The following is an 18,528-nucleotide window of genomic DNA, read 5'->3' as shown; positions in this document are numbered from 1 at the left end:
CTTTTCGAGGGTGCCCCTGGGGGGTGGAACGTATCCACTGCTGAGGAGTCGTCATGCCCATGCTGCTCATCAAGGGCTTCTACGACATCAAGGGGTCGCAGCCGGACGGGGACACAGTTCATTTCACGGCCGATGACCCGGCCGAGTGGGACCTCGTCGGTGGAGGCGGCGGCCGTGCCGTCGAGCACAGTGCGGTCGGGCGCGCGAAGCTGCGTCTGGACGCGGTCGACGCGCTCGAGACCCACTACGGCCCGTCCCGTGACCACCAGCCGCTCCAGTTCGCCCACGCCGCACGCGACGACCTGCTGACGTCGCTCGGCTTCACCGACGTCCAGCGGCAACCGGACGAGACCGTGACCGCCACCACCCCGGAAACGGTTCCCGGCTTCGTCCTCACCCGCGGCGCCGACGTCCACGGCCGCTGCATCGCCCTGGCCGGAGCCGGCGCTCCGCCCGGAACCAGCGGCCTCGAGATCGACGTGGACGTCGCCGTGCTGCGGACGACGGTCAATCACCATCTGCTCGTCGAGGGGTTGGCGTACCCCACCTTCTACCGGAGCCTGTTCACCAGTCTCCGTGCGGAGATGACCGCCGTGGCCGTGCAGGCACGGGACGCCCGCCGGGGTCTGTGGGCGAGCGACGTGACCACGACCGGAGCGAAGATCACAGGACTGAGCTCGCTGACCGACGACGTGGTGATCCTCCCCAAGCTGTTCCGCCGCACGCTGGACTACCTGCGCCTGGCCATGCCCCTATCGTGCTACCCCGCCTTCCTGGCCGGCGTCCAGGACCGGTACTCCGTCCTGTCCACCGGTGAGCGGCGCGCCGGCCTGCACCACATCGTCGAGGTGGCGAACGGGCACACCGTGAGGATGACGCACCAACCCGAGGACCTGGTCTTCGAGGACTCCTGACATTCCATCGATCGAAGCAGTTCCACAGCCCACCCGCCGTCCTACCCGACGGTCGACCACAGAATCAGGGGTTGCGATAACGCACGCCGGGCCGGACCGCGTGGTTCCCAGCAGACTCCGCGCCCCTCGTTCACGCTGAGTCCGTCGCACACCGTCGACTTCGTGCACGTGTCGCTGCCGGTGGACTCCGCCGTCAGAGGACTGGACAGCGCCGGCTGCCGACCCGGTGTTCCGCTGACGACGAGCCCCGCCGACACGAACTCCATTCACCGACAGGGGCGTGTGCCATGCCTGACAGCGTCTTCCCCGCAGGGCCGGTCTTCGGACCCGACTCGCTCGTGATCGACATCGACGACGGCGGGCCGGCGGATTCGGCTGTCGGCGTCCGTATCCGGCCCGATGCCCACAACACCGGTCTCGCGGCCGCAGGCGAACCCACCCGGTACTACTTCGAGCCGCCGCGAATGACCGTGGCGACCCGGTCCGGCAGCACCGACCTCGACTTCTCGGCCACCGTCATGCTCAAGGCCCCCGTGGGTCCCCACCCCGAGTACATCGGCGGTTCCTGCACCTTCTCGTGCACCGCCGCCCTGCCCGACGGCGCGGCGGCCCGCATCGTTGAGAAGCTCGCGGACCACGACCACCCCGATCCACCCGCCCGGATCGCCCCGTTGTTCGCCCACCGGGACGGGGGCCCCGCGCCCGAACTCCTCATGGTGCCGATCACCGCCAACACTGTGTCGTGCGTGGTCGAGCACCCGCCCACCGGCCCCGGCCCGCTGCTCATGAGCGTCCAAGGCGGAGCGGGGGGCGGCATCGACATTCAGGCACGCAGCTCGTTCCTGGTGTCCTTCAGCCCTGCCGCGGCCGAAGCGGTCGTGACCAACCTGCGGGACGCCGCCGCGCCACCGTTCCTCGTCCGCAACGTGCTCACCGAACAGTTCGACACCGGACAGGCGATCGTCCACACGGACGTTGACATCGACATCGAGAAACTGCACGAGGTTTTCGCGGCGGCCGTACCTCCCGGAGAATCGTGGCCCGGCGGTGACGCCGCAGGCGCCGCCTACCGTGCCGCTGTCGCGGTCGGCGCCGTGCGTACGCATGTGACCGAGACCCGCCCGGCCGGGACCGTGCTCGTAGACCCCTCCGTCGGCGCCTGGCTCAGCGACACCGACGAGCTCCGCAAGGCTGTCTTCCGCATGGCCAGGGAATCGCTTTTCGATGTCACCGCCGCCACCGCCCCCCAAGCCGGGCAGGACGAACCTCCCGCGCCCGGGTGGTGGGCCGAGGTCTTCGGCGACGCGCGGGTGACACTCAAGAGCGATCCGCCGACGGGCAGCGTGCACCTACAGGAGAGCCTGATCACGCATGGCACCGTCACCGTCGAGCACACGATCGAGGGCGGTCTGGCTGAGGTGGCCGCGGCGGCCCGGACCCAGCTGGACAAGTACCTGACCGTGATCGCCATCTGAGGATCGACGAAGAACTCAGCCCTGCGCGGCGGCCGCCAGCGCAGTGAGCACGCGGTGGGTCTTACTGTCAGGAAGCCCGGACAGCGTCACCCCTCGTTCGAGCACCGCTTCTTCGAGCTTGCGCAACTTGCGCTCGGCCCGTTCCTTGAACTCCTCCGCGTCGTCCCCGTCCTTGGGCTTCACACGGATCGAGGCCTCCAGGAAGTCCAGGCCGACGGCCGACCACGCCTCCAGGTCGACCTCCAGGTCGTCGAGCGGAACGTCGTCCACCTTCGTCGAGAAGATGGGCCCCAAAGTGACCAGTCCGTCCAAGTGGACGTCGCGCGCGCAGGCGTGCAGGAACTGGTCCTGCACCGCGTCGAGCAACGCGGAGGGATCGGCCCCGGGCTCCACCGCGGCCGGTAGTACCCCCGTCGGGTGACTGTGCACCAGGGAGGCCGCCAGCACGCGGCCGTTCCTTGACCAGTCCTCCTCGATCTTGTACGTAATCGGCTCCACTTCGAACGGGGCGGAGAACCGGCCGACCAGCTGTTCCCGGGTGCAGGGACGCAACTTGACGACCAAGTCATCCCGGCCACCACCGATCCTGAGCCGTACGATCACACCGGCGTCCAGGAGCGATACCTTCCCCTGAGCGACACCGGCCCGGTCCTCGGCGAACCAGATCCGACGCGTCATCAGCGCGCCCTGCGGGGCGCCGAGAGCCGACAGTGCCCCCGCCACGTCGCCCTCGATGTTGACCTTGATTTCGACCGGCAGCAGCTCCACGACATCGCTCCTGTACTCGTCTCGAGAGCCAGTGAAACCTTCCCTTCCAGGATATCGACACCGCCTCTGGGCCGCAGTCCGGATCTCTCGGACCCACTGTGTCCGGAAGCGGCTCGAGTGCGCGTGTGAGCAACACGCGGGCTTGACACAGTCGCAGGGCTTGAAGAGCGAGACCACGTCATGGGCGAGCTGTCGGGCCGTGCAGGGCAGCCTTCCGGTACAGGCCGGAAGGCCATCGGACCAGTCCTCAGCTGTCGCGCCCGTAGGTCAGCGCCGGCGGAACACAGGTCGACCTCATGCTGAGCGTTTGCTGACCTGGGACCCCACAACATGTCTCTGACCTACACGGATGCCCAGATATCAGGTGTTGGACTTGAACATGGTGCGAAGCATTTTGAACTCCTAGAAGACGGCTCCCTGCCAGCTTTCCGCAGGTCAAGGGCGTTCTTCACTGTACATCGGCACGCGTCAGATCGAAGTTTATTAGGAACATCGACCCCCTCTGGCGAGAGGGCTCCCTGCCTGCACTTCCATGCGAACCAGGCTGTCGTGACGCCGCCGACCAGGCGTACGAGCGGGGCATCCGGGGCCAGGAGATGGTTCTGGCCGACCACGTCGGCGAGGGTACGCGGGCGCAGCCGATCGGCCGGCGGGCGCGGCGGCTCGTCGCCGAACAAGGGCAGCGCGGGTTCGGTGTGGGTCATCGGATGCCCTGGCTCAGCGAGGCGTCCTTGGGCGGTGGGCCGTGGACGAGGTCGTAGGAGTGGCTGACCAGGTACTCGATCAGGTCGGCGGTGATGTCGGGGCCCGCGCCGACCGAGATCCAGTGCGCCTTGCTGAGATAGCGGCCCGGCACGATGCTCTCGTAGCGCATGCGTAGCGAACCGCCCTGCTCCGGCTCGCACTTGACGGTGATGATCTGGTCGGCAGGCTCGTCGGGGGCATCGGTGACGATCAGGAACACTTTGCCCGCCGTCTTGTAGACGTCGAGCTTCGGGGTGAAGGGGCGGTCGTGGCTGACGTCCGGGAGGCCGGTGGCCGTGCGGCGCGCGGTCCGCTGGATCCGGGCACCGGTGAGGGTCACCGCGCCCCCGCGCGGATGCCGAAGGTCTTCGGGTTCACGGGCTGCTTGGCCTTGGGGAGTCGGGCGACGACCAGCCGGTAGGAGTCGGCGACCAGGTCCTCGACCAGGTGCGGGTCGATCGAAGCACCGGGGGCGAGGGTGATCCCGTGCTTCTTGTTCATGTGGGAGCCGGTAGTGATGTCCGCGAGTGTCGCCCGCAGCGCTTCGGCCTCCCCCGGGCTGGACTTGAGGATGACGACCGGTCGGCCGGGCACCTCCGTCATGAGCATGAACACCTTGCCGTGGACCTTGAAGACCTCCCATTCAGGCCCGAACCGGTACTCCAGTGTGGCCATCGGCAGGCTCTCACCTCGCTCCTGGGCCGTCTCCTGCAGGGTCTGTCCATCCATCAGGGCAACCTCCCTTTCGTGTCCGGTGGTTGAGCATCGTTTCAGTCGAGTACGACGACGTGCTTGCCCGGGAACGCGCCGGACTCCAAGTCGGCCTGCGCCTCGCGGACGGATTCCAGGCCGTGATAGACCTTCGCGACGCGAACGTTCAGGCGTCCGTCGGCGACGGCGCGCAGCTGGTGGTCGAGGACGTCGGCAGGCAGGTCAGTGGCCGCGCCGCCGTACGCGGTCAGCCGTACCCCGTTCGGGATGAAGCCGAGGGGGCTGAAGTCCGGGATGGTCCACTCGTCCGCCAGCGCGCCGGTGAAGCAGACCGTGCCGTGGAGGCGGACCGCGCGCAGGGTGTCGTGCAGACGCCCGCAGCCGACCAGTTCCAAGGCCGCATCAACCCCGTCCGGGCAGATCTCCCGTACGGCATCGGCGATCTCACCGTCGTCGAAGACGGGGTGATCGACGCCGAGGTCGCGCAGCATGTCCGCGCGGTCGGGGCGGCGGGTGGTGGCCAGCACGGTGGCGCCCAGGTCCTTGGCCATGGCGGCGGCGGTCAGACCGACCGTGGACGTGCCGCCGCGGATCAGCAGAGTCTGTCCGGCACGCAGGTCCAGGCCGGTGGCCAGGGAGCCGTAGGCGGTCTGGACCATCTCCGGGAGCGCGCCGAGCGTCGCCCACGGCAGGTCCGAGGTGAAGGGGATGACCTGTCCGGCTGGGACCAGCACGTACCGGGCGTACGCCCCGTCGTAGGAGCGCCCCATCCCGCCCATCATGGTGGCTACCTGCTGGCCGGGGGTGAGGCCGCTGCCGGCGGGGGCCTCGTCGACCACCCCGGCGCACTCGATGCCGGGCACCCGCGGCAGCGTCACGTCGCGGCTGGACAGGCCCCGGCGGGTGGTCACCTCGGACTCGTTGATCCCGAACGCCTTGACCTTGATGCGGACCCATCCGGGGCGTACCGGGGGCACGGGCAGGTCCGTGGCGACGAGTTTGTCAATGCCACCCGGTTCAAAGACGACGATGGCGCGCATCGTGCGGGGCCCGGTCTCCTCGACACGGTTGGCCGGTTCGTTCATGGTGATTCCTCGGTTCGGCAATGCGGCGCTCGTTGGTCGATCGGTGACGCCGCCGTGCGCGTGGACCTTGGTCGGGCGGAGCCGGACGACCAGTTCGCCCGGAACGCCGTTGCGGGGGCCGAACTCTTCGGCCTGCTCCGTCCGCGCCGCCCCCTGCGGCAATTCGCGCTGCTCGCGGTCCCCTCACAAGCCCTTGAGGACGTATGCACCGTGACCGGCGCGTCACCGCCCCCGTGACGTCGCCGGCGCTGGATCTCGACGGGCTCAAGACCCCGGTCGAGGACGTCCGGCGGGGAACTGGGCGGGTGCGGTTATGCGCCTGGGTGCATGGCGTCGCGGACCAGGGCGGTGTCGACGAACTGCTCGAAGCGGACGATCTTTCCGCCGCGTACGACGAAGTGGTGGGCGACGCGCACGTTGAGCGGTTTGTTGGTGGCCTTGTTGGTGGCGGTGTAGCGGGCGAGGACGACGACGTTCTGGCCGTCGACGACGTAGGTGTCGTCGTGGGCGGCCCAGTCGTCCCAGGACTCGCCGAGCTGTTCCATGACGGCGGAGGTGACGCCGGTGGGGGTGCGGTAGGTGCCGGCCAGGGGGAAGCCGGCCATCTCGGTCCACTCCACGTCGTCGGCCAGGGTGGCCCGCAGGGCTTCGAGGTCGCCGTTGGCGGAGGCGACGTACTGGCGGCGCACCACATCGGCGGGGGCGGCGGAGGCGTGGAAGTCGGTGGTCTCCATGGGTTACGGCCTTTCTCAGATGGGGTCGGGGGTGCTGGTGGGGCACAGGCGGTAGGTGGGTACGCGCCTGGCTCCTGCGTAGCGTTGGAGCAACTGGTGGATGCCCGCGCCGCCGGCCGGCGCGATCAGGTACGCGGCGAGGTAGCCGTAGGTCCCCAGGAGCGCGGGGCCGAACTGGCGGGCGCGGGGCCGGCGGCCTGGGTGTCGCGGGCGGTGGTGCTCATGGGTTCTCGCTGGGCTCGGCGGGCACGGTCCGGCCTGCGTCCCGGCCGGACCGTGGTCGGGGTGGGTCAGCCCCAGGTCATTTCGCCCTTGGCGACCTTCGCGCCGAGCTGGGCCGCGATGAGCATGCCGGATCCGGGGTAGCGGGCGACCAGGGCGTTGGTCAGGGCCTCACCGTTGTCGGCCTTGTCCAGCTCGTCCTCGAAGGCGGTGAGGTAGTTCCGGGTGTAGGCGATCGGGCTCGCGTCGAGGGCGGCGGCAGTGGGCAGCCGGTGGCCGGGGACTGCGAAGGCGGGGTCGAGGGCCGTCATCTCGTCCAGCAGCTCGATCCACACGGCGCGGTCCTGGGGCTTGCCGGTGTCGGCGACCCAGACGTGCTCGTTCTGGAAGAGCAGGACGCCGGCGACGATCGCCCGGTGCTCGGCCTGCCACAGGTAGTGGCGGTCGGGCAGTCCCGGGTGGCCGCCCTTGAGCTGGAAGACGTGGCCTTCGAAGGTGAGGTCGCCGGTCAGTTCGGCCATCTCGACCAGGCGGGTGGGGCGGTTGGCGCCCACCGGCTCCCAGGCCTTGAGCTTGCCCTCGTACGCGGCCTTGATGTGCTCGATCACCAGCGGTGTCGCCAGGATCTCGGCATCGGGGAAGGCGTCGGCGATGACCTCGGCGCCCCAGTAGTAGTCGGGGTCGGCGTGGCTGATGAACACCTTGGTGAGGTTCTTGCCGGAGTCGAGGATCTCGGCGGCCAGCCGGTGTCCGTCGGCGCGGGTGAACCCGGTGTCGATGAGGAACGCGCCCTGCTCACCGGTGATGAGGGTTGCGGTCTTGTTCTTCGAGCCGACGGGGAAGTCCAGGTCGATGACCTTGAAGTCGAGAGTACTCATCATCATGTCCTTTGCCGGAAGCAGAGTGAGGGGTGCTGAGGTGTGAGGCTGGGTTGCCCGCCGTGTGGGTTCAGGTTCGCGCCGCCCGGGTGCGGGCGGCACCGACCGTGCCGGTGTGTCGGCCGGGATTCAGCGGCCGGATGCGGCCGACCGGGTGCGGGCGGCGCCGAACTGCTCCAGGAGGGTGTCGATCTTGTCGGGGCCGGCGTGGCCTACGGCGAGGACCGCGGTGCGGTCGCCGTCCTGGACCAGGAGGGTCGGGTAGGCGTTCGCGCCCAGAGCTGCTGCCCGCCGGAAGTCGGCCTCGGCCGCGAGGGAGGTGGCCGGTGCGGCGAGCGCGGAGCCGACCTCCAGCGCATCAAGGCCGGCTGCCGCGGCGATCCGGGTGAAGGTCTCGGGGTCGGACAGGCTCAGGCCGTCCTGGTAGAACGCGGCCTGTACGGCCATGGCCAGCTCCACCGCCCGCTCCGGGGCCGCCTGCCGCAGCGCCGCCGTGCCCCGGGCGGCGTCCTGGGAGTCCATGACGAACGAGCCGTCGGCGATCAGCCGCTCGTACCCGGCCCCGAACCCGACACCGGTCAGCTCGCTGATCTTGGCGTTCGCACCCTGGACGTAGCCGAACTCGCGGATCGGCACGGCCCGCTGCCCGGTGAACAAGCCGCCCGACACGACCTCGACGGGCAGTTCGGGGTGGCGCAGGGTGACCTCGGCCAGGGTGGGGGCAAAACCGTAGGACCAGCCGCAGTAGGCGTCGAAGACGTAGACGAGTTTCATGGGGAGGCCTTCGCAGAGGGAGTCGCTCCGCACCGAAGCGATGTACCTGCCTGAACAGTATCTGCCATGTCAGGTATTCCCGCATGGTGAAAGGCCCCCATCGTCGGGGCTTCCGCCCCCCTACCGCAGGCGGGGCAGGGCGTCCCGCGCCGAGTGGGACAGGATCCGCAGGCACTCCATGAACTGCTCCCTCGCCTCCTCGGGCAGCGGCGCCAGGAAATGGCGGCGGATGTTCTCCACGTGCACCCGGCTGGCCCGCACGACGATGTCCTCACCCCGCCCGGTGAGCCGTACCAGCTTGCCCCTGCGGTCCGCTGGGTCGTCGGCGCGCACCACCAGGCCGGCCGCCTCCATCCGGTCCACCAGGCGGGTCATCCCGCCCGTGGTCAGGACCCGCTCCTGCGCGATGGCCCGCATCGACATGCCCGAACCGCCCGCCCGTCCCACGATCAGCAGCACCTCGTACATCAGGTGACTGATCCCGAACTCCTCCTCGATCGCACCACCGAGCAGGTACTCCAGCCGCCCCGCGGCCCCCTGCAGCCGCCCGAACGCGAGCACCAGCTCGTCGTTCGCCGCCTCCTGCGCCGAACCGATCCCCGCACCTTCGCCCACCCGCCACACCCTTCGCTCGCCAGCTCCGCTCTCGGTACGATCATCGCCCCTCCCTGCCGCCCGGCCCCCGGCAACGCCCTCCCAGGTGGGCGCCGGGGAGGGCTACTGCCGGGCGGGTCCGGCGGGTGACACGGACGGTAGCCAGGACCCACGCGCGACATCCATGTCATGAACGGCCCAGGAGCGGTCTCTCACCGAAACCTGGCACTACGCAGAACTCCGCCAAAGCGTCCGGCCGGAACTCGGATGACTGCTCGGGCGAGCAGGGGCAACGGTGCCCCCCGGGGGGGCATCCATGAGCCTGGTCAGAGGGTGACCGCCACCTCCAGCGGGTCCCATATACAGGACTTCGCCTTGTGGTTCCGGGCGACCGGGGCCGCCGACGTCGAGCCCGTCACCGCGACGACTGCTCGGCGCGCGCGGAACCCGCTCCGGGCCGGCAACCGACGCACGGCGAGGCGGCTGGTTGGCATCGAGCAATGCGTCACTTATGCGAGCGGCACCTTGGAAGGCTTGGAGCCGTCCGGGACCCGGTTGGCGATCGACTTCGCGTGGACCTCGTGGAAGGTGATGCCGAGGAACTCCGGGGGTGTCGAAGGTCCGGGTATGCACTGTGTCGGGGGGCGAAGAGTGCGGCGGGCCCGGCGGCGTCGGCGAGGTTGTTCCAGCGCACGAAGTCTGCTCAGCGGGCTTGGGGTTCGGGTTCCGGGGCGAGATGGCCGGGCCGGGGTGCACGGATGGCTGGCGCGGTTTCCGGGAGGCGGCGCAGGACGGGCAGGACGGCCAGGGCAGTGGCGGCGACCAGGGCGCCGGGGATCAGGGCCCAGCCGGTGGAGTCGACCAGGGCCTGGGAGGCGTAAGGGGTGAGTCCGCCGAAGAGGGCGGTGGCTGCGGTGGCGCCGAGCGCGAGGCCGCTGAGGCGCTGGGAGACGGGGAACTGTTCGGCGATCGCGGAGGCCGCGACCGCGCTGATGCCGCCTGCCACGCAGGCCAGGACGACCGCGCCGGTCAGTGCAGCGGCGAAGCTGCCCTGGGTCATGAGGCCGAACATGGCCGGCGGCAGGATCACCGCCAGGGCACCGAAGAGCGTGAGTGCGGGGCGGCGGCCGACCCGGTCGGACAGGACACCCGCGAACGGCGTGACGACGATGACGACGAGGGCCGCGATGGTCGACAGCCACAAGGCGTCGGACTCCCTGAAGCCGCTGACCGCGCCGAGGTAGGTGGGGACGTAGCTGATGCCGACGTAGTACGTCACCGAGCCGAGCGCCGAGATCGCGCACGTCCGGTAGAGCGCGGGGCGCTGGGTGCGCAGAGTGGTCATCAGTGGGCCCGCGCCCTTGGTGTCGGGCGGGGGCTGCTGCTCGAAGGCGGGGGATTCGCGCATGGTGGAGCGGGCGATCAGCACCGTGGTGGCGAGCAGCGCGCCGAACAGGAAGGGGATGCGCCACCCCCACGCGTCCAGGGCGGGACCGGGGACGAGGGTGACGGTGAGGGCAGTGACCCCGGCGGCGAGCAGCGCACCGATCTCGCTGGCGGCGGAGGCCAGCGAGGCGACCAGGCCGCGCCGGTGGGGTGCGGCGCCTTCGACCAGGTAGGCGGTGACGCCGGTGTACTCGCCACCGACGGCGAAGCCCATGACACAGCGCAGCAGCAACAGCAGAACCCCGGCGGCGGAGCCGATCTCGTCGCGGGTCGGGAGCAGGGCGGTGGCCAGCATCGCGGAGGTCATCACCGCCATCGAGCCGAGCAGCACCTTGCGGCGCCCGAGCCGGTCCCCGATGTGGCCGAAGGCCATCGCGCCGAGCGGGCGCATCAGGTAGGCGACGGCGAAGACCGCCAGGGTGATCAGGAGCGAGGTGGAGCCGGTGCCGAAGAACACCCGGGACAGCACGGTGGTCATGTACAGGTACAGCGTGAAGTCGTACCACTCCACGACGGTGGACAGGGCCGCCACCAGAATGGAGGACCGGGGCAGGACGGCTATCGCCTGAGCGGGCGGTGGGGGTGCGAGGGATTCCATGATGTGCCTTGCGGGAGGGCGGCAGCGCGGACCTGGACGGTTGCGTGGGAGGAGGAGGCGACTGTCTGCCTCACGGCGCCGGTACGGCGCCGATCTGCTGCATCACCCCGAGGAGATCGGGCTGGCCCCGTTCGCCGACGATCCGGCCGTCGGCCAGGTAGTAGAAGTTCATGGCCTGCACCGAGATCTTGTTGCCGGTCGCCGGGATCCCGAAGAATTCACCGTCGTGGGTTCCCCGCATGGTGAACCGCGCGGCGACCGTGTCGCCTTCGGTGACCGTCTCCTCCAGCGTCCACTGGACGTCCGGGAAGGCGCTGCGCATCATTCCGAGGACTTCCATGTACCCATCGGGCCCCCGCAGCGGTTCCGGGTGGCTGGGTGCGTGGAACACCGCGTCCGGAGAAATGACCTCGCGGGCGAGATCCTCGTTGCCCGTGTTGATGAACTCGACGAAGCGGTTCATCACTGACTCGGTGGACTGCGATTGCATCTAGTGCTGTGACCGGAAAGGTTCACCGGGTCGCGGCGCCCGGCACGGCACCTCGCCGCGTTGTCGGACCACCGAAGTACGTCCAGTACAAGCGGCGGCCCTCCGCCTTGCGATGCACCGCACCGGACACCGCGACCCGGCAAACCTTCCCGGCCACAGCACTAGCTGTGCCTCTCCAGAAACGTTTGGGCGGGTACCTACGAGCGTAACATCGAATCGATGTTCACATCGATTCGATGCACCTGTGCGAAGATGGACTCATGCTGGAACTCGCGATACTCGGCTTCCTCGCCGAGGGACCCCTGCCCGGACACGAGCTGCGCCGCCGCGTCTCACAGCTGACCGGCTATACGCGGCCGGTCAGCGACGGCAGCCTGTATCCGGCGATCAATCGCCTGACCAAGGCGGGCTTGATCGAGCGGCGCGCCGACCCGGCCGCGGGGGCGGCCCGGTACGTGCTCAGCCTGACCGCGGCCGGACGGGCCGACATGCTTCAGCGTCTGCGCGAGCCCGCCGACCACGAGATCACCGACTTCACCCGGTTCTACATCGTCCTGGCATTCCTCTCCCACCTGCCCGACGCAGCCGAACAGCACGCGGTGCTGAGCAGACGGCTGGAGTTCCTGGAAGAACCGGCGAGCTTCTTCTACGACCACGACCGGCCCCTGCGTGCCGAGGAGGTCGCCGACCCCTACCGGCGGGGCATGCTGCTCACCGCCCGCGCCACCAGTCGCGCGGAGCGGACCTGGCTGCGCGAAGCCCTCGGAGACGAAGCCCCCGTATTCGACACCGGACGCGCCGACAGCGATCCGCACGCACCCGCCGCTCCCGCCGCTCCCGCGAGCTGACTGTCCACGGAGGTACCCCCATGCTTGCTTCCTGGTACGACGACCAGGGCCCCGCCGCCGATGTCCTGCACGTCGGTGAACTCCCTGATCCCGCCCCCGGCCCCGGCGAGGTCCGCGTCCGTGTCACCGTCTCGGGAGTCAACCCCGGCGACACCAAGAAGCGGCGCGGCTGGCTCGGCTCGTCCATGCCCTACCCACGGGTGATCCCGCACAGCGACGCCGCCGGAGTCATCGACGCCGTGGGCGCCCAAGTCGACGCCCGCCGCGTCGGACAGCGGGTCTGGGTATACGGCGCCCAGTCCTACCGCCCCTTCGGTACAGCTGCTCAGTACACCGTCGTACCCGACCACCAAGCCGTACTTCTGCCCGACCATCTGACTGATGAGCTGGGGGCGAGCCTCGGCATCCCCGGTATCACCGCCCACCGCACCGTCTTCGCCGACGGCCCCGTCGACGGCCGACCGGTCCTGGTCCACGGAGTCCTCGGCGGCGTCGGCTCACTGGCCGCCCAGCTCGCCCACTGGGCCGGCGCCACCGTGATCGCCACCGTCCGCCGCACCGCGGACCTCGACCACGTCGACCCGGCCGTCGTCTCCCACGCCGTCGCCCTGGATACCGGCGACCCCGCCGCAGCCATCCGCTCGTACGCGCCGCAGGGGGTCGACCGGATCATCGAGGTCGCCCTGTCCGACAACGCCGACCTCGACAACGCCGTCGCCGCCAACAACGCCGTCATCGCCGCCTCCGCCACCCGCACGGACCGCACCGAGATCCCCTTCTGGCCGCTGCTGTTCAACAACGTCACCCTGCGCCTGCTCGGCAGCGACGACTTCCCCGCCGAGGCCAAGCGCCAGGCCGCCCGCGACCTCACCTCCGCCGCCGCCGTCGGCGCCCTCACCATCGCCGTCGGCGACCGCTACCCGCTGGACGACATCGCCAAGGCCCACGACCACGTCGACGCCGGCGGTGGCCACGGCCGCATCCTGCTCACCATCCCCCAATAGCGCAGACGGAGTGCCGGCCGGCCACCGAGGGAGGGGCGTCGCGCCGGCGATGAAGCTTCTGGCGATCAGCTTCGCGCGTTCGCACGGCGTGCACTGGATGCGGGCCTTCCACCACCCGGGCAACGCTGCGGCCATCGGCATGAACCGGCGGCTGGGCTTCGTCGAGGCCGACGTGCCCGTCCGGGACGACGGATCGGGTCGGGCCGCGCTTCCCGGCCGGGCAACGGGACGACCTTGCGCGTGACCTTGACGCGCTACTCGGGCAGACCCATAGTGATGGCCACCGAGCCGCTCTCATCTACCGCGTGTCCTGGCTGAATTGATTGTTAGCGCTAACATTCGATCCTGCTTCCACCGTCCCCGCACTCCCGACGGGCTGGGCTCCACGGAACGGGCAGCAACCTCCCGCCCCGGGACGCAACGTCCGCGACCACCCGCGGGACCCGTTGCATCCCGTGGTCCGGGCGCCCCCGCCCAGCACTGCGACGGTGCATGCCGTGCCTGCCGAGAACGGCCGCCCGCCCCCACGCACCCTGGAGCGCAAATGACCGCAACAACCGGCCCCGGCCCCCACCCGTCGCGACGCCTGTTCCTCGGTATGGCCGCCACCGTCCCGCTGGCCCTGAGCGGCACGCTGGCCCTGGGCGCGCGGCCCGCCTACGCTGCCGACGCGGCCTACGTCATGGGCTACTTCACCGAGTCCGCGGCCTTGCTGGACGCCAACTACGGCCTGCACTTGGCCGTCAGCACCGACGGCCTGCGCTGGATGCCGCTCAACCAGAACAACCCCGTGGTGACCCCGACCGAGGGTGCGGGCGGCCTGCGTGATCCGTTCATCATGCGCAAGCAGGACGGCACCTTCGTCGTACTCGCCACCGACCTCAAGGGCTTCGACTGGGGCTACAACAGTCAGTACATCCACGTCTGGGACTCCGCGGACCTGCGCAGCCTCACGGGATACCGACGCCTCAAGCTGCACGACATGATCACCCACAGCTGGGCGCCCGAGACGTTCTGGGACGCCGGCCGGGGCGCGTACGGGATCATCTACTCGTCCGTCAATGCCAGCGGCCACGGCGTGATCATGGTGAACTACACCACCGACTTCCAGACGGTGTCGCCCCCGCAGGTTTTCTTCGATCCCGGCTACGACATCATCGACGGCAATCTGGCCGTGGGCGTCAACGGGGTCAACTACCTCTACCACAAGAGGGACGAGGCCCTGGTCGGCGCGCGGTCGACCACCCTCAATCCGGGCAGCTTCACGCCCTTCAGCACGGCGGCCGCTCACGGTGCCACCGAGGCGCCGACCCTGGTGAAATCCCTGACCTCCGGATCCTGGTACCTGTGGGGCGACACCTACTCGCCGAACGGCGTCTTCTACGCCTGGCAGAGCAACGACCTCGCCGCCGGCACCTGGACCCCGCTCGACCAGCGCCTCTACACCCAGCCGCTCAACTCCAAGCACTGCACCATCGCGACGATCACCACGAGTGAGTACGACAACCTCGTGGCGAAGTGGGGCAGCCCCGCCTGGAACCGGCTGAAGTCCTACAACTACCCCGACCGTTACGTCCGTCATGCCAACTCCGTCGGCCGGATCGATGTCTACCCGTTCGACCCGTACACCGACTCGCAGTGGAAACTCGTACGCGGCCTGGCCGACAGCGCGGGCGTGTCCTTCCAGTCGGTCAACTTCCCGACCCGCTACCTGCGGCACTCCAACTACGACCTGCGGCTGGAAGAGAACGACGGCACCGCGACCTTCGCCGCGGACGCCACGTTCCAAAGGACCGCCGGCCTGGCCGACTCCTCCTGGTCGTCCTTCCGTTCGCACAACTTCCCGACGCATTACATCCGGCACACCGGCTACGTCCTGCGCATCGACCCGATCGCCACCACCACGGAGAAGGCCGACGCCACCTTCCACGTCGGCTACTGACGGGGGTCGGCTCGGGCCTTTGGCTTCACGGCCGTTGGGAAACGCCGGCCCGGTCCCCTCGGGGTGAACCCGAAGGGACCAGGCGATGTCCGTGGGGAGATCGCCCAGGACGGGCCCGTCGACCGTACGCGGTGGGGCAGGGGGAGGTCCGGTTACGGAAGGTGAACGCGGGTGCGTGGCTTGACGCGCACCGCGCGGGGCCGGCTTCATGTGCCTACGAATGGGAGTGCTCCCGGCGGTGCGGTGCTTTGGTCTCCTGCCAGTAGTAGCTCCCCAGCGGGACGGTCGCGGTGCAGACACCGTCGGCGCCGGTGGTGCAGGTGGCGCCCACGGACGTGTCCGGGCGGCGCTACCGGTCTACAGAAGGCCGGAGATCAGCAGCGGGGTGGGGCGCAGCGATCGGCGCTGCCTCCTGCGGTGCGCCACACGTGGCGCCAGTTCCGTTAGATGCCCCGCATGGTGGCATCGGTGGAGTCTGCGAACAGCACCGACCCGGTCTCGTCCCGTGACCGCCGACGCCGGCGCGGAGGCCGACGGCCCGGCGCGCGCCACGGGTGGGTGGCGTTGCTGCCGGGCCGTCGGTCACTCACGCGGTCTCACTTCCCGCGCAAAGCCCCGCGGCGACGTCCGCGAAGCACCAGCACGCTGCCGGCGACGATGACCAGCAGGCCACCGAGGGCGCTGTAGGTGATGGTGTTGCTCACCCCGGTGGAAGCCAGGCCGCCGGACGTGCTGCCCGGGGTCGGCTGGCCGACGGGTACGCCGCGCTCCGCCTGCGCACGGGTGCCGGTCGTGCCGGAGGCGGTAACAACCGGCGTGGCGGCGGTCGGCGTGGGGGCGGGCGTCGGCTTGGCAGCGCCGGCGGTCCCCGACGCGGGCTTCAGCTGAAGAGTCGTGATCGAATACGGCGGCAGCGTCTGTGCGACCGCCGTACCCCGCTTCGCCGTCGTCAGGGCAGTATCTCCCTTGGCATACGAAACGGTCGTGACCGCCCCGGCGGCCGGGGTGAATCCGGCGTACGAGAGCGACACCGGCGCCGCGTTCTGCGGGCTCTTGTTGATCAGCATGACGTTCAGACCGCCGTTGCCGCTCCGCACCGCGTGCACGGCAACCGACGAGTTGCCCGAGGACGACTTGACCATGGTGTCGCCGGGCTGCGCCAGTGCGGTCAGCGAGCGGATGCCCCAGTAGGTGGGGAAGGGCGTGTCGCGCGGCGGTTGGCACTTCCCCCCGGCGCAGGTTCCAGCGGAGAGAATGCCCCCGTCCCGGTAGTCGGTCTCGCCGTGGACGGTGGTGGGTGCTTCGCCCGAGCCGTTGTGCAGGTTCCACCAGTCCACGTGGGTGGCACCCTGCTCGAACCAGGTCATGTAGGTGTCCGGCGCGAACAGGGCCGCGGCCTGGCTGGTCAAGGCGGGCGAGCCGACGGCGTCGGTCTCGGTGACCGCGATCTCCACCGAAGCGGCGCGCGAGCCCGCGTACTTGGCGATCAGCGAGCGCAGCGAGGACGTGGCACCGGCGATCCGCGAGGGGGTGTTCAGCAGGTCGGCCGTGGTGGTGCCGCCCGGATACCAGTGGACGATGACGAAGTCGATCGAGCTTGCCGCGATGGAGAGCACCGTGTGGTTCCAGTCGGCGCTGTCACCGGGAGCCTTCTCCTTGTCCGGCCAACCACCGGGGGTGGTGAGCACCGCTCCGATCTTCACCTTCGGGTCCACGGCCTTCATCGCCTTCGAGTAGGCGACCAGGTTCTTTCCGTACTCCTTCGGGCTCTTGTCGGCGTGGGTGTCGGTTTCCCAGCCCTTGCCGTTGCCGTAGTGCCCGTTGCCGTAGACCTCGTTGCCGATCTCCCAGTACTTCACGCCGTAACCTTTGTCGACGTTGGCGTACTTGACCCAGTCGGCGGCCTCCTGGGGGGTGCCGGAACCGTAGTTCGCGGTCAGGATCGGCTGGGCGCCGACCTTCTTCGCGGTGGCCATGAAGTGGTCGAAGTTGGTGTTGGAGGGGATCCAGCCGCTGCCGTCGCCGGAGGTGTGGGTCTTCCAGTGGTAGTCGTCCGCGCCGGAGCCGCCGGGATAGCGCAGTTGCCGGACTCCCGCGGCCTTCATCAGCGATGTCACCTTGGGGTCCCCCATGTGCTCGTCGCCGAAGCCCGTGTTGAGGCCGACACCACTTCTGGGCACCGTGCCCAAGGAGGTACCGGCATCCACACTGATGCGGACGGTCGGCGCGGCGCCCGCGCTGGGCGCCAGGGCGCCGACACCGGCCGAGGCGGCGAGCACCGCCACCGCCCCCACGACCAAATGCCGGAGAATCCGGCTACGGCGGGGCGTGCGATCCCGAGGCATCGGCTGCTCGGGGGATCTCGGGTTGCCTGGTGACATGTGGGGCTCCGATCGGGTGTTGACACAGAGGGTGTAGGGCCGCTGATCACGGCTCGCCCTCGTCGGTACACCCCTAAGTGGCCGGCCGGAGCGGAAGGGTTGCCGTTTCAAACATCTTTCGCCGAGACGCGGTCGCACCGTCTCACCGGACCCGGTGGCCCCGTGACACGCCCGGGCTGGTCCTTGCCGCCGGGGCCGCGGCCAAGAGCGCCACCTCGGAGCGTCCATCAGTAGGTGCCCGTCCTGGCGCTGGACAGCTTGTTCCCGTCCACCACCGCGTGACGCCACCGGTGGTGCCGCTCGTTGGGCCCGGGTGACAACTCCTCCCCCGCTCCCGTCCGACCCCGGCGACCGGCCGCACCCGGCGGCGGCCGCCGCGGGCTGCCACCGAAACTCCCCTTGCGCAGCAGGCAGGGGGAGTTTCGGTGGGCTTGAACCGGATACCGGTGTCAGCAGGAGGACTAGCCCGTGGAGCCGACGCGGACGAGCTTCCACTGCTGGTTCACTCCGCCCCAGTCCGAATACTGGACGATGCCGGTCCCGTCGGCGGAGGAGAAGCCCGGTACCTCGACGGCCTTCCCGCTGTTGCGGTTGATCAACCGGACGTATCCGTCCGGTGAGTCCACCAACCGGAACTGCTGGTTCACGCCACCGTGGTCGCTCCACTGGTGGATGGCGGCGTTGTCGGCCGTCGACCAGCCGGAGACGTCCAGCAGCTTGCCGGAGTGCCTCGCCTTCAACTGGTAGTAGCCGCCACCGGAGTCCACGAACTGGAACTGCTGGTTGGGCCCGTCGTACCGGGCCCACTGCGTGAGGGCGGCGCCGTCCGCGGAGCTCACGCCCGCCACGTCCAGTGCCTTGCCGCTGTTGCGGTTGACCATGACGTACCAGGCGTTGGTGTCCACAGGGGCCGCCGGCGC

The 18,528-nt window shown here is 69.7% G+C and carries 19 protein-coding genes and 1 pseudogene; 6 read left to right on the top strand and 14 right to left on the bottom strand.

The window, feature by feature from the left end; all coding sequences use genetic code 11:
- Positions 1 to 53: 53 nt before the first annotated feature.
- Positions 54 to 914 carry a thermonuclease family protein gene (locus DRB96_RS05390; RefSeq protein ID WP_112447191.1) on the top strand — a complete coding sequence of 287 codons (861 nt, stop codon included), beginning with the start codon at positions 54 to 56 and terminating at the stop codon, positions 912 to 914.
- A gap of 287 nt (positions 915 to 1,201) precedes the next feature.
- The gene (locus tag DRB96_RS05385; RefSeq protein ID WP_112447189.1) at positions 1,202 to 2,389 is read left to right on the top strand and encodes a hypothetical protein; all 1,188 of its coding nucleotides are present in this window, start codon (positions 1,202 to 1,204) and stop codon (positions 2,387 to 2,389) included.
- 15 nt (positions 2,390 to 2,404) lie between these two features.
- Here the strand turns inward: DRB96_RS05385 and DRB96_RS05380 are convergent, their stop codons facing one another.
- The 11 genes and pseudogenes from DRB96_RS05380 to DRB96_RS05330 form a co-directional block, all read right to left on the bottom strand.
- Positions 2,405 to 3,157 (bottom strand): hypothetical protein, encoded by a 753-nt coding sequence (locus DRB96_RS05380; protein ID WP_112447187.1) that lies wholly within the window; start codon positions 3,155 to 3,157, stop codon positions 2,405 to 2,407.
- A 557-nt stretch (positions 3,158 to 3,714) separates the two neighbouring features.
- Positions 3,715 to 3,861: pseudogene (locus DRB96_RS44275) on the bottom strand (replication-associated recombination protein A); the annotation flags it as partial.
- Positions 3,858 to 4,241, bottom strand: a complete 384-nt coding sequence (locus DRB96_RS05370; RefSeq protein WP_112447185.1) for an MmcQ/YjbR family DNA-binding protein — start codon at positions 4,239 to 4,241, stop codon at positions 3,858 to 3,860. The gene DRB96_RS05370 and the pseudogene DRB96_RS44275, both read right to left, overlap by 4 nt.
- Positions 4,238 to 4,630 carry an MmcQ/YjbR family DNA-binding protein gene (locus tag DRB96_RS05365; protein WP_112447183.1) on the bottom strand — a complete coding sequence of 131 codons (393 nt, stop codon included), beginning with the start codon at positions 4,628 to 4,630 and terminating at the stop codon, positions 4,238 to 4,240. The genes DRB96_RS05370 and DRB96_RS05365 overlap by 4 nt, the downstream gene beginning before the upstream one ends.
- Before the next feature lie 41 nt (positions 4,631 to 4,671).
- Complete coding sequence (locus DRB96_RS05360; RefSeq protein WP_112453226.1) at positions 4,672 to 5,652, bottom strand: zinc-binding dehydrogenase; 981 nt, start codon at positions 5,650 to 5,652, stop codon at positions 4,672 to 4,674.
- Between the two features lie 356 nt (positions 5,653 to 6,008).
- Positions 6,009 to 6,431 (bottom strand): nuclear transport factor 2 family protein, encoded by a 423-nt coding sequence (locus DRB96_RS05355; protein ID WP_112447181.1) that lies wholly within the window; start codon positions 6,429 to 6,431, stop codon positions 6,009 to 6,011.
- 290 nt (positions 6,432 to 6,721) lie between these two features.
- Positions 6,722 to 7,531 carry an MBL fold metallo-hydrolase gene (locus DRB96_RS05350; protein ID WP_112453225.1) on the bottom strand — a complete coding sequence of 270 codons (810 nt, stop codon included), beginning with the start codon at positions 7,529 to 7,531 and terminating at the stop codon, positions 6,722 to 6,724.
- A 129-nt stretch (positions 7,532 to 7,660) separates the two neighbouring features.
- On the bottom strand, positions 7,661 to 8,305 hold the full coding sequence (locus tag DRB96_RS05345) for a DsbA family protein (RefSeq protein ID WP_112447179.1): 645 nt from the start codon (positions 8,303 to 8,305) through the stop codon (positions 7,661 to 7,663).
- Between the two features lie 120 nt (positions 8,306 to 8,425).
- The gene (locus DRB96_RS05340; protein WP_112447177.1) at positions 8,426 to 8,920 is read right to left on the bottom strand and encodes a MarR family transcriptional regulator; all 495 of its coding nucleotides are present in this window, start codon (positions 8,918 to 8,920) and stop codon (positions 8,426 to 8,428) included.
- A gap of 682 nt (positions 8,921 to 9,602) precedes the next feature.
- Positions 9,603 to 10,943 (bottom strand): MFS transporter, encoded by a 1,341-nt coding sequence (locus tag DRB96_RS05335; RefSeq protein WP_112447174.1) that lies wholly within the window; start codon positions 10,941 to 10,943, stop codon positions 9,603 to 9,605.
- A 70-nt stretch (positions 10,944 to 11,013) separates the two neighbouring features.
- Positions 11,014 to 11,406 (bottom strand): ester cyclase, encoded by a 393-nt coding sequence (locus DRB96_RS05330; protein ID WP_239516027.1) that lies wholly within the window; start codon positions 11,404 to 11,406, stop codon positions 11,014 to 11,016.
- 287 nt (positions 11,407 to 11,693) lie between these two features.
- Here DRB96_RS05330 and DRB96_RS05325 point away from each other — a divergent pair, with 287 nt between their 5' ends.
- The 4 genes from DRB96_RS05325 (at position 11,694) to DRB96_RS05310 (ending at position 15,227) form a co-directional block, all read left to right on the top strand.
- The gene (locus DRB96_RS05325; protein WP_112447170.1) at positions 11,694 to 12,281 is read left to right on the top strand and encodes a PadR family transcriptional regulator; all 588 of its coding nucleotides are present in this window, start codon (positions 11,694 to 11,696) and stop codon (positions 12,279 to 12,281) included.
- 20 nt (positions 12,282 to 12,301) lie between these two features.
- Positions 12,302 to 13,285, top strand: a complete 984-nt coding sequence (locus tag DRB96_RS05320; RefSeq protein ID WP_112447168.1) for an NADPH:quinone reductase — start codon at positions 12,302 to 12,304, stop codon at positions 13,283 to 13,285.
- Between the two features lie 49 nt (positions 13,286 to 13,334).
- Positions 13,335 to 13,529 carry a hypothetical protein gene (locus DRB96_RS05315; RefSeq protein WP_112447166.1) on the top strand — a complete coding sequence of 65 codons (195 nt, stop codon included), beginning with the start codon at positions 13,335 to 13,337 and terminating at the stop codon, positions 13,527 to 13,529.
- Between the two features lie 300 nt (positions 13,530 to 13,829).
- Positions 13,830 to 15,227, top strand: a complete 1,398-nt coding sequence (locus DRB96_RS05310; protein WP_112447164.1) for a glycoside hydrolase family 43 protein — start codon at positions 13,830 to 13,832, stop codon at positions 15,225 to 15,227.
- Between the two features lie 214 nt (positions 15,228 to 15,441).
- On the opposite strand, the gene DRB96_RS42685 is transcribed toward DRB96_RS05310, so the two are convergent.
- The 3 genes from DRB96_RS42685 to DRB96_RS44270 form a co-directional block, all read right to left on the bottom strand.
- Positions 15,442 to 15,558: a prealbumin-like fold domain-containing protein gene (locus DRB96_RS42685; protein WP_162688478.1), complete on the bottom strand. Its 117-nt coding sequence runs from the start codon at positions 15,556 to 15,558 to the stop codon at positions 15,442 to 15,444.
- Between the two features lie 265 nt (positions 15,559 to 15,823).
- Complete coding sequence (locus DRB96_RS05305) at positions 15,824 to 17,521, bottom strand: LPXTG cell wall anchor domain-containing protein (protein WP_239516026.1); 1,698 nt, start codon at positions 17,519 to 17,521, stop codon at positions 15,824 to 15,826.
- A 548-nt stretch (positions 17,522 to 18,069) separates the two neighbouring features.
- The gene (locus DRB96_RS44270; RefSeq protein ID WP_275432065.1) at positions 18,070 to 18,513 is read right to left on the bottom strand and encodes an RICIN domain-containing protein; all 444 of its coding nucleotides are present in this window, start codon (positions 18,511 to 18,513) and stop codon (positions 18,070 to 18,072) included.
- Positions 18,514 to 18,528 lie beyond the last annotated feature (15 nt).

It is taken from the genome of Streptomyces sp. ICC1, assembly GCF_003287935.1.
GTDB lineage: Bacteria > Actinomycetota > Actinomycetes > Streptomycetales > Streptomycetaceae > Streptomyces > Streptomyces tritrimontium.
The sequence above is the reverse complement of the archived record's forward strand: the minus strand, read 5'-3'. Positions and strand labels throughout refer to the sequence as shown.

What these genes read in the sequence shown, in the direction of transcription:
- DRB96_RS05310 (WP_112447164.1), top strand. Translation starts at nt 13,830, where the DNA reads ATGACCGCAACAACCGGCCCCGGCCCCCACCCGTCGCGACGCCTGTTC.
- DRB96_RS05315 (WP_112447166.1), top strand. Translation starts at nt 13,335, where the DNA reads ATGAAGCTTCTGGCGATCAGCTTCGCGCGTTCGCACGGCGTGCACTGG.
- DRB96_RS05325 (WP_112447170.1), top strand. Translation starts at nt 11,694, where the DNA reads ATGCTGGAACTCGCGATACTCGGCTTCCTCGCCGAGGGACCCCTGCCC.
- DRB96_RS05350 (WP_112453225.1), bottom strand. Translation starts at nt 7,531, where the DNA reads ATGAGTACTCTCGACTTCAAGGTCATCGACCTGGACTTCCCCGTCGGC.
- DRB96_RS05345 (WP_112447179.1), bottom strand. Translation starts at nt 8,305, where the DNA reads ATGAAACTCGTCTACGTCTTCGACGCCTACTGCGGCTGGTCCTACGGT.
- DRB96_RS05360 (WP_112453226.1), bottom strand. Translation starts at nt 5,652, where the DNA reads ATGCGCGCCATCGTCGTCTTTGAACCGGGTGGCATTGACAAACTCGTC.
- DRB96_RS05385 (WP_112447189.1), top strand. Translation starts at nt 1,202, where the DNA reads ATGCCTGACAGCGTCTTCCCCGCAGGGCCGGTCTTCGGACCCGACTCG.
- DRB96_RS05330 (WP_239516027.1), bottom strand. Translation starts at nt 11,406, where the DNA reads ATGAACCGCTTCGTCGAGTTCATCAACACGGGCAACGAGGATCTCGCC.
- DRB96_RS05320 (WP_112447168.1), top strand. Translation starts at nt 12,302, where the DNA reads ATGCTTGCTTCCTGGTACGACGACCAGGGCCCCGCCGCCGATGTCCTG.
- DRB96_RS05355 (WP_112447181.1), bottom strand. Translation starts at nt 6,431, where the DNA reads ATGGAGACCACCGACTTCCACGCCTCCGCCGCCCCCGCCGATGTGGTG.
- DRB96_RS05335 (WP_112447174.1), bottom strand. Translation starts at nt 10,943, where the DNA reads ATGGAATCCCTCGCACCCCCACCGCCCGCTCAGGCGATAGCCGTCCTG.
- DRB96_RS05365 (WP_112447183.1), bottom strand. Translation starts at nt 4,630, where the DNA reads ATGGATGGACAGACCCTGCAGGAGACGGCCCAGGAGCGAGGTGAGAGC.
- DRB96_RS05390 (WP_112447191.1), top strand. Translation starts at nt 54, where the DNA reads ATGCCCATGCTGCTCATCAAGGGCTTCTACGACATCAAGGGGTCGCAG.